This is a genomic window from Pseudomonas sp. NPDC087358 (assembly GCF_044900785.1).
GTDB lineage: Bacteria > Pseudomonadota > Gammaproteobacteria > Pseudomonadales > Pseudomonadaceae > Aquipseudomonas.
In genome coordinates, this window is the sequence record NZ_JBJDOA010000004.1 from 524662 (window position 1) to 538595 (window position 13934).

Below are 13934 nucleotides of genomic sequence, written 5' to 3' on the forward strand. Positions count from 1 at the left end.
CGCTCAGACCCTTGAATCAGACACCTCAGCGCTGACTCCATATAGCCACACAGCACACTGCTAATAACGACCACTGTTGGCGATGCAACAGCGGTTTGACAAAAACATGCATACACCACAATGCGCCACCGCAAAGGTTTACTTAAACGCCTGATTACGTAGCACTCATGTCATTGGTACGGCTCTTGCTCTATCGATACATGTCCGACACACATGCTGATCCGCCCGTGATCGGTCCACTTAATCGATATGACGCAAACACTGTTCGCGTTCCGTTAAACAGCCAGGAGTCAATCAATGGCCAATGCCCAAACTGCCAATGCCCTCGATGTGCTGTGGCGTCAGGCACCGGGTGAGCTGCTGGACCTGGGCCGGGTCTATCGCGGTCCGCTGGCGCTGTCCAGGCTACAGACCACGCCGCGGCGCGTACTCAGCCGCCGCGAGGCAACTCTGCTGGGCGTCTTCGCCCTGGTGTTGCATGGCGCGGTGATCTATTGGGTCAACAGCTCGCCTGCCCCGGCCTTGCCCGTGGTGCCACCGGAAATTCCACCGATGACCATCGAGTTTTCACAGCCGGCGCCGCCTGTTGTGCAAACCCCTCCACCGCCACCGGAGCCTGTGCCACAGCCGGTGGTCGAGCCGCCGCCTCCCGTGGAGGATGAACTGGCGGTCAAGCCTGCGCCCAAACCGATCCCCAAACCCAAGCCCGTGGTCAAGCCTGTACCCAAGCCGGTTGCCAAACCCGTGCAACAACCGCCGACGCCGCCCGCACCGCCACAACCGCTGGCAGCCCCGGCACCGCCTGCGCCACCGGCCCCTGCTCCGGTCACCCCGGCCTCGGCCAACGCCGGTTATCTGCATAACCCGGCGCCCGAATACCCGGCGCTGGCGATGCGGCGCAACTGGCAGGGTACGGTGTTGCTGCGTGTGCATGTGCTCGCCAGCGGCAAGCCGGGCGAGGTGCAGGTGCAAAAAACCAGCGGCCATGAGCAGCTCGATGACGCGGCACAGGCCGCGGTCAAGCGCTGGAGCTTCGCGCCGGCCAAACAAGGCAACGAGCCGATTGATGGCTGGGTCAGCGTGCCTGTCGATTTCAAGCTCAACTAACCCCTCACCCCTTCGTGACACCGCGGGCCACCTGACATAAGGCGCATCGCTACACACAAACATCTGCCCTGTTGGAGAGCCACACCATGAACCTGATCGCTTCCCCCTTCGATTCCATTGAACACGCAGTCATCTGGCTGCTGATTGTCTTCTCCGTTGCCACCTGGGGCCTGGCCCTGCTCAAAGGCGTACAGTTTGGCCGCCTCAAGCGCCAGGACCGCAAATTCCACAAGCAGTTCTGGGCCGCATCGAGTCTGGATTCGGCGGCCGAGCTGGCCCACAACCAACCGGGCGCCGCTGCCCGGGTCGCCCTGGCCGGCTATGCCGCGATTCAGGTGGCAGAAGGCGGTCAGGCCACCGACCTGAGCCAGTCGATCAATCATCAGGACCGCCTGGAACGGGCGCTGCGACAACAGATCGTGCGCGAACGGCGCTCGCTGGAAACCGGCCTGGCGATCCTTGCCAGTATCGGCAGCACCTCGCCCTTCATCGGGCTGTTCGGCACGGTGTGGGGGATCATGTCGGCCCTCAAGGGCATCAGTGCGGCAGGCTCGGCCAGCCTGGAAACCGTCGCCGGGCCCATTGGTGCAGCGCTGGTTGCCACGGGCGTCGGTATCGCCGTCGCGGTGCCGGCGGTACTGGTTTACAACTACTACCTGCGCCGCCTGAAACTCACCGCTGCCGACCTCGATGATTTCGCCCACGACTTCTACAGCCTGGCGCAGAAGAACGCTTTCCGTGTGTTGCTGCATCCGGTGCTGAACAAGTCTGGCGCGACCCTGAGCGGCCAGAAAGTAAAGGAGGCCTCCTGACATGGCTTTCTCAACCCAGGACAGCGATGAAGTGCTGAGCGAGATCAACGTCACCCCGCTGGTGGACGTGATGCTGGTGTTGCTGGTGGTGTTCATCGTCACCGCGCCGCTTCTGACCAACTCGATCCCGATCAACCTGCCCAAGACCGAAGCGGTGGCACCGGTGGAACAGAAAGACCCGCTGGTGGTGAGCATCGACGACAAGGGCAAGCTGTTCATCAACAAGGACGAGATCCAGCCGGATCTGCTGGAGACCAACCTCAAGGCCGCCAAGGACAAGAACGCCGATGTGCGCGTGCAGTTGCAGGCCGACGATGGCGTCAATTACGGCGAAGTGGCGCGGGCCATGGCCTCGATCGAGAAGGCCGGGATCACCAAACTGTCGGTGATCACCGCCAAGTAACGGCTGGCTGCAGTATCGCTTCTGCCCGGAGGGCACAGACCGCTGGCCGTCATCAGAAGCACAGCGCACCTGAGACGGCCGGCGCTGCGAATTCAAACCCAAGGAAAAGGTGATCCCCGTGACCGTCACATTGCTCAGCGCGCGCAAGGCGCCGCTTGAAATCGCTCGTGAACTGGCGAGCGAATTCGCCCGTACTGCTGTCGACCGAGACGCCCGAGGGGGCACCCCCAAGGCAGAACGCGACAGGCTGCGTCACAGCGGATTGCTCGCGCTGAGCATCCCGCGCCAGTTCGGCGGGCTGGATGCCAACTGGTCGCAAACCTTCGAAGTGGTCCGAGAGTTCGCCCGGGTCGACAGCTCCATCGCCCACGTGTTCGGCTTTCACCACCTGATGCTCGCCACTGTGCGCCTGTTCGCGCAACCGGCGCAGTGGCAAACCTGGTTCAGGCTGACCGCCAGCCATAACTGGTTCTGGGGCAATACGCTGAACCCGCTGGACACCCGCACGGTGGTCCGGGGACGCAATGGCTGGCGAGAGTTTTCCGGGCAGAAAAGTTTCTGCTCCGGAGCCACTGACTCGCAGATGCTGATCGCCTCGGCGGTCGACGAGACCGCCGGCGGCAAGTTGCTGATTGCCGCCATCCCCAGCGGCCGCACCGGTATCACCCTGCACAACGACTGGGACAACATGGGCCAGCGCCAGACAGACAGCGGCAGCGACGTTCAAGCGGGTGCGGGTCGAGGAATCGGATCTGCTGCTGCAACCGGGTCCGCTGAGCACACCTTTTGCCTGCCTGCGTCCGCTGATCGCCCAGCTGCACTTCGCCAACATCTTTCTGGGCATCGCCGAAGGCGCCTTCGAAGAAGCGCGCACCTACACCCGTGAAGAGACCCGCCCCTGGTTCAGGTCCAGTGCATCGCACAACGCACAGGACCCCTATGTGCTGAGCCATTACGGCGATTTCTGGGTGGCGCTGGAAAGCGCCCGGTTGCTGGTGGACCGCGCCGCGAATGTGCTGGACGCAGCGTGGGCCAAGGGCTCGGCGTTGACCATCGAGGAGCGTGGGGAAGTGGCGATCGCCATCGCCACCGCCAAAGTCGCCGCCAGCCGCAATGGCCTTGAGCTGTGCAGCAAGGTTTTCGAGGTCACCGGCGCGCGCGCGACCCACGCCTCGGTGGCACTCGACAGGCATTGGCGCAACCTGCGCACCCAGAGCCTGCATGACCCCCTCGATTACAAACTCCACGAACTGGGCGACTGGGCACTGAACCGTACCCTGCCCATCCCGACTTTTTATTCCTAGAGGTCAAGATGCAACTTCTGACGCTACCGCCCTCACCTGCCCTGGCCACGTCCATCCGCGCCACGGCCCAGGTCTTCGAAGACCCCAAATCCAAAGCCCTGCTCGCCCATTTGCAGCAGGTCGCGCCCAGCGAAGCCAGCGTTCTGATCATCGGTGAGACCGGCACCGGCAAGGAACTGGTCGCGCGCCACGTGCATAACCTCAGCGCACGCAAGACGCAGCCCTTCGTGGCGGTCAATTGCGGGGCGTTTTCCGAATCGCTGGTGGAGGCCGAGTTGTTCGGCCATGAGAAAGGCGCCTTCACCGGCGCCCTGAGTGCCAAGGCCGGCTGGTTCGAGGAGGCCAATGGCGGCACGCTGTTTCTCGACGAAATAGGCGATTTGCCGATGTCGATCCAGGTTAAGCTGCTGCGGGTATTGCAAGAACGTGAAGTGGTCAGGCTGGGGTCGCGCAAAAGCATCCCGATCAACGTGCGGGTGCTCGCCGCGACCAACGTGCAACTGGAAAGAGCCATCAACGCCGGGCATTTTCGCGAAGATCTGTTCTATCGACTCAACGTCGTGAACCTGGAACTGCGTCCCCTGCGCGAGCGGCCCGGCGACATCATCCCGCTGGTACGACACTTCATCGACAGCTACAGCCGCCGCCTGAGTTACGGCCAGATCGCGCTCAGCGCCGACGCCGAGCGCAAACTGGCGACCTACAGCTGGCCGGGCAATATCCGCGAGTTGGAAAACGTCATCCATCACACCCTGCTGATTTGCCGCGACGGTGTGATTCAAAGCGAAGACCTGCGCATGTCCAACCTGCGCATCGACCGTCAGGACCACGATGCACAGGCCGATCTCTCAGCCCAGGGCCAGCTTGCACAAGCCCTGGAGCGCTTGTTCGAAGAGCAGATCGACAACCTGCACGAGGTGGTGGAGCGCGCGTTGTTGAGCGCCGCTTACCGGTTCTGCCATCACAACCAAGTGCACACCGCAGAGCTGTTGGGGCTCAGTCGCAACGTGACACGCACGCTGCTGATCAACCTCGGCGAGCTGAAGGTCAACAAACGCCGAGCCGCCCATCCGCACGCTGACGAGCGGGTCCTGCACCTGTCCATCTGAGCACCGCCAGGCGGTGTGTGGTGCACACCGCCGGCCCGAGGGTCTGATCAGACGGCCTCGCCCAACTGATCGCTGAACTGGCGATTCCACAGCCGCGCGTACTGTCCGCCCTGGCGCAACAGCTGATCGTGGCTGCCGTCTTCGACCACCCTGCCATTGTCGAACACCAGAATCCGGTCCAGGTGAGCCACGGTGGACAGCCGATGCGCGACCACCAACACGGTCTTGTCCTCCATGATCTCGTCCAGTTTGTCCTGGATGAAACGCTCGGTGATCGAATCCAGACTGGACGTGGCCTCATCCATCACCAGAATCGGCGCGTTCTTCAACAGTACCCGGGCGATGGCAATGCGTTGCCGCTGGCCGCCGGAGAGCTTGACCCCACGCTCGCCCACCAGCGATTCATAGCCCTCCTCCATGCCGTCGATAAACTCACTGGCGCCTGCCCGGTGGATCGCTTCGGCCACCTCATCCATAGAGGCATCCAGGCGGCCGTAGTGGATGTTCTCGCGGATGCTGCGATGAAACAGGCCTGGTTCCTGAGGAATCAGGCCGATCTGTTGGTGCAGAGAATGCTGAGTGACCGTGCGCACGTCCACGCCATCGATCAGCACCTCGCCCTTGTGCACGTCATACAGCCGCAGCAGCAGGCTGAGCAGGGTTGATTTGCCCGACCCGGATGCACCGACCAGGCCGACCTTCTGCCCGGCCGGAATGACGATATTCAGATGCTGGAAGATCGATTGCTCGCCGCCGTAGCTGAAACCGACATCGCGGAACTCGATGTCCCCACGCCTGATCTGCAGCGCCTTGGCGCCCGGACGATCAATCACCTCGTGGGGGCAAATCAGGGTGCGCACGCCGTTGGCAATGTTGCCGGTGGCTTCGAAAAACTCAAGAAAGCGCCGCGACAGATTGCCGACATCGCTGATGATCAACAGCGACAGACTGGTGGACATAACGAACGCGGCGATGTCGATCCTCTGCGTGCGCCACAGCTGCAACGCCAGCAGCAACAACCCCAGCTTGAGCACCACGCCGCAGCCGGTCTGGAACCAGCGGATTTTCTCCATATAGCCCAGCGAGCGGTAGGCGGCGGCCACTTCCTTGTCCAGAAAAGTGCCCAGGTAGGAGTGCTCGAAGGCGTGGCGGGCGAACAGGCGGATATTGGCCAGGTTGGACACCGCGTCCACCACCTTGCCCGAACTGGTGCTGCGGGCCGCCGAATACTGCTGGGCCAGCGGGTGGCTGCGCCGGGCCAGCAGATAGCAGACACCGATGAACACCGCCGACCAGCCGGCCATGAACACTGCCATCAGCGGTGAAGCGGTCCACAGCAGCACGGTGGCCAGGGTCAGTGTGACCAGCAACGGGATCAGGTCGAACAGCAGGATGCTCAGGGTCTGGTTGACCCCCAGCGAGACTTCGGAAACCCGGTGCGCCAGGGCCCCGGCGAACTCATTGCTGATGAACCGGTGAGAGTGCTGTTGCAGGTAGGCGTACACCACGTGGGTCACGGTGCGTCGTTGCAGCGGCAGCACGTGGATGTGACACCCGGCGGCGGCACGGGTGAACAGCACCTCGAACACCAGCAGCGCGGCGAACAGGGTCAACGGCCACTGCAGGACGTTGAACGCCTGCCGGGCATCCAGGCCGTTGCTGACGGTGCGGGTGATCTGCCCCAGCCCCCAGGGAATCAGAATGGTGCAGACCACGGCGGCGATCTGCAGCAGCAACATCGCCACATACCAACCCTTGAAGTTACCAATGAAAAATCGCACGAAGGCGGCGGGCGTCGTCGGTAGATGCTGGACGTTCCAGCTGCGTAACCGTCGATCACGAGGCGCAAAGGATGAAGAAGACGAGCTCATGGCAGTAAAGGTTCCTGAATGAAGCCTGTGGCCGCGCAGCTTTCAGGCAAAAGGTGGGTGAAGCGCTGTTCGACATCGGAACGAACGCCCGCACCACACCGTGAAGCAACGGTAGGAGCCGGCTGGCTGGCGAAGGCGTCAGCCCGGACGCCGCACGTCAGCTGCTCATGCGCATTCGCCAGCCAGGTGACTCAAAACAACCCGGATGTCGGCGGTGGCGTGCCTTTCAACTGCCAGGCTCCGACCGCTGCCGCTTTCCACTGCCTGGGGTTGTGATTCGACACGGTTCGGGCATTGCGCCAGTGGCGGTCCAGATTGTGCGCGCGGCCGGTGGTCGAGGCGCCACCGACATCGAACACCAGCTCGGCGGCCTTGAGCGCAGATTCGGCGGCGATGTACTGCGCCTGGGCCACATCCACCGCGGCCTGGTCCACGGCCAGCGGATCCAGATCTGCCGCCCACGCCCGGTCAATCGACTCGGCCGCTTGCAGCACCACAGCCTGAGCCGTGAAGGCCCGGGCCGAGATATCGCCGACACTCAGTTGCACATACGGATCGTCCACCGAACGGGCTGCCGTGCTGTGCTTGATCGGTCGCGCGTATTCATTGGCAAAGCTCACTGCGTCATTAAGCGCATTGCGTGCGATACCGGCATTCACCGACGCGAGGAACACTTGAAGGAAAGGCGTGACGATCGTGCGCTTGCCCTCCTCCACGGTGCGGGTGCGAATTTCATCGGCCTTGACCAGCACATCATGCAAGTGCGTCGTACCGCTGGCCGTCAGGCGCTGGCCCATGGCATCGAAGTCGTCCAGCAGCTCCAGGCCCTTGCGATCACGCGGCAGGATGAACGACACCGGCTGCTCGTTCTCGTCCAGCGCCACGGCACTGACCCAATCGGCGTACAGGGAACCGGTGCTGTAATACTTGCTGCCGCTGGCGCGATAGTGCTCTCCGTCACGCACGATCCTTGCGCTGATCGAGCCATTGGCGCCGCCCACCTCCCAACCGGCATTACCGATGACCGCGCCTTGCAGGTAACGCGCGAACCAGCGCTCGCGCTCGGCCTCGGCGCCTTCAGCCCTGGACGCCAACAACCCTTCGACGAAACCGAAACCGGGACGCAGCGCCTGGGCCACATTGGAGTCAGCCGAGGCGATGCGGATCAGGATGGCGATCACCTCCCTGACCGAACCACCGGCGCCACCAAAACGCGTCGGGATGCGTGTGGTGAACAGACCGGCTTCGGCGATTTGCGCGACGGCCTCGTAGGGCAGCTGCCGATCACGCTCGCGCTGTGCGGCACCCGCGGCGATCTGCGGCAACAAGCGGTTCAGCGCAGCGTTGAGCGTCTCGACGGTGACGACAGCGGGTTTGGGTACAGCAGACAACGTACTCATGGCAGTTCCTTGTGCGAGATTCGAACGCGTTCAAATGGCGATTTTCCACAGCCGGGATTCGTCAAACAGCCACGCGCCGTTTTCCGGTTCCAGCGGCGGCACCAGCAGCTTGCTGCCGGTGCCAGGCAGGCGCGGCACGGCGCCCAGCAGCCGGCGGGTGTATTCGTGCTGCGGGTTTTCAAACAGGCATTGGACGGTTGCGCTTTCAACCACCTTGCCGTGGCGCATCACCAGCACCTCGTCGCTGACGTGGCGAATCACCCCCAGATCGTGAGAGATGAACAGATAGGCCAGGCCCAGCGATGCTTGCAGATCCGCCAGCAGGTCCAGCACCTGGGCCTGGACCGAGACGTCGAGCGCCGATACCGGTTCGTCGCAGATGATCACTTTCGGGTTGCTGGCAATGGCCCGGGCGATCGCCACCCGCTGCCGCTGGCCACCGGAGAGCTGCAACGGTCGGCGTGTTGCCAGCTCGCCCGGCAGGCGCACCTGATGCAGCAACTGGGCAACCCGCGCCCCCCGTTGTTCCGCGGCGATGCCCGCGACGTCCAGCGCATCGGCCAGGATCTGCCCGACACTCCAGCGCGGGTCGAACGAGCTCAGCGGGTCCTGGTAGATGACGCTGATATCGCGCCGGCGAAGACGCCGGTCTTTCTCCGCGACCTGCGCGCCACCGGCGGCGGTCCATGGCTGGTCGAGAAAGCTCACGTGACCGGCATCAGGCTCCAGCAGCCCCAGGGCGATGCGCGCCACCGTGGTCTTGCCCGAGCCGGACTCACCGACGATGCCCAGGGTCCGCCCGGCACGCAGCTCGAAACTGACGCCGTCGACCACTTGCCGCACCTGCTGGTCGGGGCCCACGTAGCGCTTGCCCAGGCCCTTGGCCGAGAGCAACACCGGCGCATCGGCACCTGGCCGCGATTGAACCGCAGCGCTCCCGTGTTCAGGTGAAAGACGTGTGCCACGCGCATGTTCGGCCGGCACCGCGTCGAGCAAGGAGCGGGTGTAGGGGTGGCGAGGATTGCGCAGCACCTGCTCCATCGGCCCCTGCTCGACCACTTCACCATGGCGCAGCACCAGCACCTCGTCGGCCAGTTGCGCCACCACCGCCAGGTCATGGCTGATGATCAGCAACGAATCGCCACGGGCCTTGATCTGCTGCAAGACCTCGAGAATCTGCGCCTGCACCGTGGCATCCAGCGCGGTGGTCGGTTCGTCGGCGATCACCAGGCCGGGATCAAGGGCCAGGGCACTGGCAATCAGCGCACGCTGGCGCAAACCGCCGGAGAGCTGGTCGGGACGCTGCCGCGCACGCAATTGCGGCTCCGGCACACCGACGGTCTGCAGCAGTTCGATGACCCGTTCATGGCGCCTGTGGCGGTCGCCCCAGCCATGGGTTTGCAGGACTTCGAGGATTTCCTTGCCCACCGGCCGCAACGGGTCCAGCGACACCAGCGCATCCTGCAGCACGAAGCCGATGTCCTTGCCGCGCAGGCTGCGCCAGCCGCGTTCCGACAGGCTCAACAGATCCTGCCCGGCATAACTGAGGGTCCGCGCCGTGACCCGCGCACCCTCGCCGGCCAGGCCGATCAGGCTGCGTGCAGTGACGCTCTTGCCCGATCCTGACTCGCCCACCAGTGCCAGCGTCTTGCCCGGCTCCAGGGTGAACGACAGGTTGCGCACCACCGACTGCCCGGCGAACTCGATGGACAATCCCTCGACGATCAATCGTTTCTGCTCGCTCATCAAAGACGACCCTCCAGACGTTGTTGCAGGTAGCGGCCCGCCACGGTGGTGGACAGCGTGGTCAAGACGATGAACAGCCCGGGAAAGAATGTCAGCCACCAGGCGTTGGCGATGAAGTCACGGCCCATCGAGAGCATGGTTCCCCACTCGGGTGCCGGTGGACGCGCGCCCAAACCGAGAAAACTCAAGGCTGAGGCCCAGACAATGGCTTGGCCGACGCCCATGGTCAGGGTCACGATCAACGGGCGCATGGCGTTGGGCAGCAGTTGCCGGGTGATGATGCGCAGCGGCGGATGCCCCAGCGCTCGAGCCGATTCGATGTAGCCGGCATTTCGCACCGCCAGCACCTGACCGCGCACCATGCGCGCGTAACCGGGTGCCCCGCCCAAGCCTGTGGCGACGATCAACGGGCCGATGCCGCTGCCGAAAATCGCCACGAACAGCAACGCCAGAATCAGACTGGGGAACGCAAACAACACTTCCAGCAGCCAGCCCACGCCACGATCAACGCGCGCCCCGCCCAGCCCGCCGAGCAAGCCGAGCACGATGGCAATGCTCATGGCGATGGCGGTGGCCGCCAGGCCGATGAACAGTGACTGCCGAGTGCCGTAGATCACCCGGGAAAAGATGTCGCGGCCAGACTGATCGGTGCCGAACCAATGGTCCCAGCCGGGGGAATGAAAAGCGTCACGGGGGACGATGGCCAACGGATCGCTGTGGGCGAACCATTGCGGCAATACCGCGGCAATGATCACCAGCAGCAAAAAGCCCACCGCCAGCAACGGCCCCAGGCGCAATTTGTACGGCGTGCGTTGAATCCGGACAGCCGGCAACGCGCTTTGCAAGGTCAATTCGCTCATGGCGCCTCTCCTTGTTGACGAGGGTCGACCCACAGGTACAACAGGTCGACGAGGATGTTGGCCAGCACATAACCGCCAGCGACCACCAGACTGATGCCAATGGTCAGCGGCAGGTCCTGTGCCTGCACGGCCTGGTACAGCTGACGGCCCAGCCCCTTGCGGGAAAAGATCACCTCGATCACCACGGCACCGCTGATCAGCGCGCCGATGGCCCAGCCCGACAGCGAGATGCCGGGCAGCACCGCGTGGCGCAGCGCATGTTTGAAGCGCACCTTGAAATCACTCAGGCCGCGAGTCCGCGCGGTGAGCACGAAGGGTTGCTCAAGGGTCAGTTCCAGCGACTCCCGGGTGACCTGAGCGATAAACCCCGCCAGCGGGATCGCCAGTGCGAAGGAAGGCAGTACCAGGGTCCGCCAGCCATCACTGCCCGCCGGCGGAAACAACCGCAGGCCAAAAGCGAAGACCGCCAGCAGCACGATGCCAAGCCAAAAGTGCGGCAGTGCTGCCGACAGGGTTTCGGCCAGCGATGCCAGACTGCCGACCCAGCGGCGGCGCCCGGCCGTCAGTACGGTCAGCGCCAGGACCAGCAGCCAGGCCAGCGCCAGCGCGCTGAAGGTCAGCTCCAGGGTTGGCCAGGACTGCTCGGCCAGCACCCGGGTCACCGGCAAGTGCTGGGAGTAGGACACGCCCAGATCCCCTTGCAGCAGACGGCCCAGATACAACGCGTACTGCACCGGCAAAGGCTTGTCCAGGCCGTATTCGCGGGTCGCCTCGGCGATGGTTTCGGCAGTCGGGTTGCCGCTGGGCCCGCCGAGGATCGCCAGCACCGGGTCACCGGGCATCAGCCGCAGGGCAAAGAACGTCAGGGTGGCGACCGCCCATAACACCAGAATTCCGCCACCCAGACGCCACAGGGCACGTCGGCCCAGTTGGCGCAGGCGCTCGCCGCGCGGCCGGGCCAGTTCGCCGGCCAGAGATGCATTCGTCATTTGTTCACCCATGCGTCATAGAGGTACGTCACCGCCAGCGAAGGCTCCAGGCGAACGCCCTGCGTGGTTTTGTAGATGCCCAGTCGGGTGCTTTGCGGGTAGGTGGTCAGTTGCAGGTACTGGCTGGAGGCAATCTGTTGCGCCTGGTAATACAGTGCCCGGCGCTGCTCGGCGTCCTGCGTGGCCAGGGCCTGCTGGATCAATCGGTCGAACGCCGGGTCGCTGAAGCCGGCGGTGTTCTGGTGATAACCGCCGACGCCAGCCGGGCGGATGAACTCACTGCCGAAAATGATCCGCAGCACATCGGCGGTGTTGGTGTTCCAGTAACCCAGGCGGATGTCATAGTCCCAATCGGCCTGGCGTTTGGTCGCCTGCACATCGCTCATCTGATCGACGATCAATTCAAAGCCGGCCTGGCGTGTGGTGGCCTGCACCTGCTCCCACAGCGTGTATTCGGAGGGCGGCGTGCGGTTGCCCATCACCACATGGACCTGCAGGCGCTTGCCGTCTTTGTTGCGGTAGCCATCGGCGTCGCGCTGGGTCCATCCGGCCTGATCGAGCAGCAGCGCAGCCTTGGCCGGGTCGTAATCCTGGGCATGCTGAAAGTCCGCGCTGTAGAAGCGTGTGGCCGGGCTGAGCGGGCCACCGGCGCGGGGAAATTCGTTGAAGTAGACGCTCTTCAACGCCCCGTCGATGTCGGCACTGCGCACGAAGGCTTCGCGCACCTTGATGTCATCGAACGGCGCGCGAGTAATGTTCAGCGTGCCATTGGTGGGATTGCCGGGGCGCTGGGCGATGATCAACTGCAGGTCCGGGTTACGCCTGGCCGCCTCATGGGATTCTGGCGGCAGGGCCTCGATCACATCGACTTCGCCCGCCTGCAACGAAGCAAAGCGCACCGACGGCTCCTGAATGAATTTCCAGACGATGCGCTCCAGCCACGCCGGGCCCTGATGTTTAGCCGTGGGCGGCGCCCAGTTGTAATCGGGGTTGCGCACCAGCTCGACCTGGCTCTGCCGATCCCAGCGCGCCACCTTGAACGGGCCGCTGCCAACCGGGCTCTCACAGTTGGTGTCGCGGGGACGCAACAGCGCGGTGGGCGATTCGATACCGAGGAAACCCTGGGCCAGCACCTCAAGGAACGCCGCGTAAGGCGTGGCCAGATGCACCACCGCCGTGTACTCGTCGATCACCTCTGTGCTGCGGTACTGGCGGATGTAGCCCCCCGCCGTACTGGACTGGGTCTTGGGGTTCGCCATGTGATCGAGGTTGGCCTTGACCGCCGCCGCATTGAAGGCCGTGCCATCGGTGAAGTGCACATCGGTGCGCAGATGGAAGGTGTAGGACAGACCATCATCGGAGACCTCCCAGCGCTTGGCAAGCCAGGGGCCTATGCGCCCTTGGGCATCCATCGAGACCAGCGAATCCAGGTACTGCTGGGCGACAAACACCTGCGGCATATCGCCGGCGACATGGGGATCCAGGCACGTCGGTTCGCGGTCGGTGGCGTACACCAGCGTGCCACCGCTGACCGGCTGATCGCTGCGGGCAACCGTCGAGGTCCCCTGGCCGCAACCCATCAACAGGCCGCAGAGTGCAGCGATACCGACAGCAGGCGTTCGTTTGAGCAAGGATCGCGAGTGCGTACCAAGAGATTGTGAATACGGGGCGGGTTTGCGCATGGGTCCTGATGCCTATAGTCCGGAAACAGGGCTATTGCACAAGCCATGCCGGGTTTCTGAGCGCGCAGATACGGGGCTTGAGGCGGTGGCAGCGGTGTTGGAAACGACAATCTGTGTCGCCACTGTTGATCAGCCAACAGCTGGTGAGGCGTGGGAGATTCTATGGTTTCAAACAAGCTCCTCAAGCAGCTTTGGACTATTGCGCCGCCTGCTTTTGATTCTGGCCAGAGGCCGTGGGAGCTTGGCTTGCCAGCGATCTGCCGGGCACCGGCAGTAGAGTCAGACGGCGCGGCGGGTCAGGTACATCGCGTGAACAGGCTTTGCTGGCGCTTCGCGCCAGATCGTCGGCAAGCCGGACTCCCACGCCCTCCGGGCAGAAGCGGGTGGCATCTGAGGGCCTGCGGGCAGAAGCAATGGACCCCTGTTGCGCCGCCTGCTTTTGATTCTGGCCGAAGGCAGTAGAATCAGACGGCTCGGTAGGTCAGGTACATCGCGTGAACAGGCTTTGCTGGCGCTTCGCGCCAGATCGTCGGCAAGCCAACTCCCACGCCCTTCGGGCAGAAGCGGGTGGCATCTGAGGGCCTGCGGGCAGAAGCAATGGACCCCTGTTGCGCCGCCTGCTTTTGATTCTGGCCGAAGGCAGTAGAATCA

11 protein-coding genes and 1 pseudogene are annotated in these 13934 nt (G+C 63.8%); 5 read left to right on the forward strand and 7 right to left on the reverse strand.

Translation table 11 applies throughout. From position 1 onward, the window contains the following. The first annotated feature begins 297 nt into the window (after positions 1 to 297). From ACI2KS_RS12415 to ACI2KS_RS12435, 5 genes and pseudogenes are all read left to right on the forward strand, one after another. Positions 298 to 1107, forward strand: coding sequence for an energy transducer TonB (locus ACI2KS_RS12415; protein WP_404620503.1), 810 nt, complete (start codon positions 298 to 300; stop codon positions 1105 to 1107). 86 nt (positions 1108 to 1193) lie between these two features. Next, positions 1194 to 1919: a MotA/TolQ/ExbB proton channel family protein gene (locus ACI2KS_RS12420; protein ID WP_404620505.1), complete on the forward strand. Its 726-nt coding sequence runs from the start codon at positions 1194 to 1196 to the stop codon at positions 1917 to 1919. A gap of 1 nt (position 1920) precedes the next feature. Further along, positions 1921 to 2322: an ExbD/TolR family protein gene (locus tag ACI2KS_RS12425; protein ID WP_404620507.1), complete on the forward strand. Its 402-nt coding sequence runs from the start codon at positions 1921 to 1923 to the stop codon at positions 2320 to 2322. 118 nt (positions 2323 to 2440) lie between these two features. Further along, a pseudogene (locus ACI2KS_RS12430) lies at positions 2441 to 3626 on the forward strand (acyl-CoA dehydrogenase family protein). 8 nt (positions 3627 to 3634) lie between these two features. Beyond that, positions 3635 to 4735, forward strand: coding sequence for a sigma-54 interaction domain-containing protein (locus ACI2KS_RS12435; RefSeq protein ID WP_404620509.1), 1101 nt, complete (start codon positions 3635 to 3637; stop codon positions 4733 to 4735). A gap of 47 nt (positions 4736 to 4782) precedes the next feature. Here the strand turns inward: ACI2KS_RS12435 and ACI2KS_RS12440 are convergent, their stop codons facing one another. The 7 genes from ACI2KS_RS12440 to ACI2KS_RS12470 form a co-directional block, all read right to left on the reverse strand. Continuing rightward, positions 4783 to 6606 carry an ABC transporter ATP-binding protein gene (locus ACI2KS_RS12440; protein ID WP_404620511.1) on the reverse strand — a complete coding sequence of 608 codons (1824 nt, stop codon included), beginning with the start codon at positions 6604 to 6606 and terminating at the stop codon, positions 4783 to 4785. Between the two features lie 191 nt (positions 6607 to 6797). Next, positions 6798 to 8006: an acyl-CoA dehydrogenase family protein gene (locus tag ACI2KS_RS12445; RefSeq protein ID WP_404620513.1), complete on the reverse strand. Its 1209-nt coding sequence runs from the start codon at positions 8004 to 8006 to the stop codon at positions 6798 to 6800. A gap of 30 nt (positions 8007 to 8036) precedes the next feature. Continuing rightward, positions 8037 to 9752 (reverse strand): dipeptide ABC transporter ATP-binding protein, encoded by a 1716-nt coding sequence (locus ACI2KS_RS12450; RefSeq protein WP_404620515.1) that lies wholly within the window; start codon positions 9750 to 9752, stop codon positions 8037 to 8039. Next, entirely contained in the window at positions 9752 to 10612 is an 861-nt protein-coding gene (locus ACI2KS_RS12455) for an ABC transporter permease (protein ID WP_404620517.1), read from the reverse strand. Before ACI2KS_RS12455 ends, ACI2KS_RS12450 begins: the two co-directional genes overlap by 1 nt. Next, a complete protein-coding gene (locus ACI2KS_RS12460; protein WP_404620519.1) occupies positions 10609 to 11601 on the reverse strand; it encodes an ABC transporter permease in 993 nt (330 codons plus the stop codon). Before ACI2KS_RS12460 ends, ACI2KS_RS12455 begins: the two co-directional genes overlap by 4 nt. Continuing rightward, the gene (locus ACI2KS_RS12465; RefSeq protein WP_404620521.1) at positions 11598 to 13283 is read right to left on the reverse strand and encodes an ABC transporter substrate-binding protein; all 1686 of its coding nucleotides are present in this window, start codon (positions 13281 to 13283) and stop codon (positions 11598 to 11600) included. The genes ACI2KS_RS12460 and ACI2KS_RS12465 overlap by 4 nt, the downstream gene beginning before the upstream one ends. 464 nt (positions 13284 to 13747) lie before the next feature. After that, positions 13748 to 13934 (reverse strand): hypothetical protein (locus ACI2KS_RS12470; RefSeq protein ID WP_404620523.1); only part of this gene is annotated, 187 nt, incomplete at its 5' end.

Excerpts from the sequence above, each read along its gene's own strand:
- ACI2KS_RS12415 (WP_404620503.1), top strand. The coding sequence starts at position 298 with ATGGCCAATGCCCAAACTGCCAATGCCCTCGATGTGCTGTGGCGTCAG.
- ACI2KS_RS12420 (WP_404620505.1), top strand. The coding sequence starts at position 1,194 with ATGAACCTGATCGCTTCCCCCTTCGATTCCATTGAACACGCAGTCATC.
- ACI2KS_RS12425 (WP_404620507.1), top strand. The coding sequence starts at position 1,921 with ATGGCTTTCTCAACCCAGGACAGCGATGAAGTGCTGAGCGAGATCAAC.
- ACI2KS_RS12435 (WP_404620509.1), top strand. The coding sequence starts at position 3,635 with ATGCAACTTCTGACGCTACCGCCCTCACCTGCCCTGGCCACGTCCATC.
- ACI2KS_RS12440 (WP_404620511.1), bottom strand. The coding sequence starts at position 6,606 with ATGAGCTCGTCTTCTTCATCCTTTGCGCCTCGTGATCGACGGTTACGC.
- ACI2KS_RS12445 (WP_404620513.1), bottom strand. The coding sequence starts at position 8,006 with ATGAGTACGTTGTCTGCTGTACCCAAACCCGCTGTCGTCACCGTCGAG.
- ACI2KS_RS12450 (WP_404620515.1), bottom strand. The coding sequence starts at position 9,752 with ATGAGCGAGCAGAAACGATTGATCGTCGAGGGATTGTCCATCGAGTTC.
- ACI2KS_RS12455 (WP_404620517.1), bottom strand. The coding sequence starts at position 10,612 with ATGAGCGAATTGACCTTGCAAAGCGCGTTGCCGGCTGTCCGGATTCAA.
- ACI2KS_RS12460 (WP_404620519.1), bottom strand. The coding sequence starts at position 11,601 with ATGACGAATGCATCTCTGGCCGGCGAACTGGCCCGGCCGCGCGGCGAG.
- ACI2KS_RS12465 (WP_404620521.1), bottom strand. The coding sequence starts at position 13,283 with ATGCGCAAACCCGCCCCGTATTCACAATCTCTTGGTACGCACTCGCGA.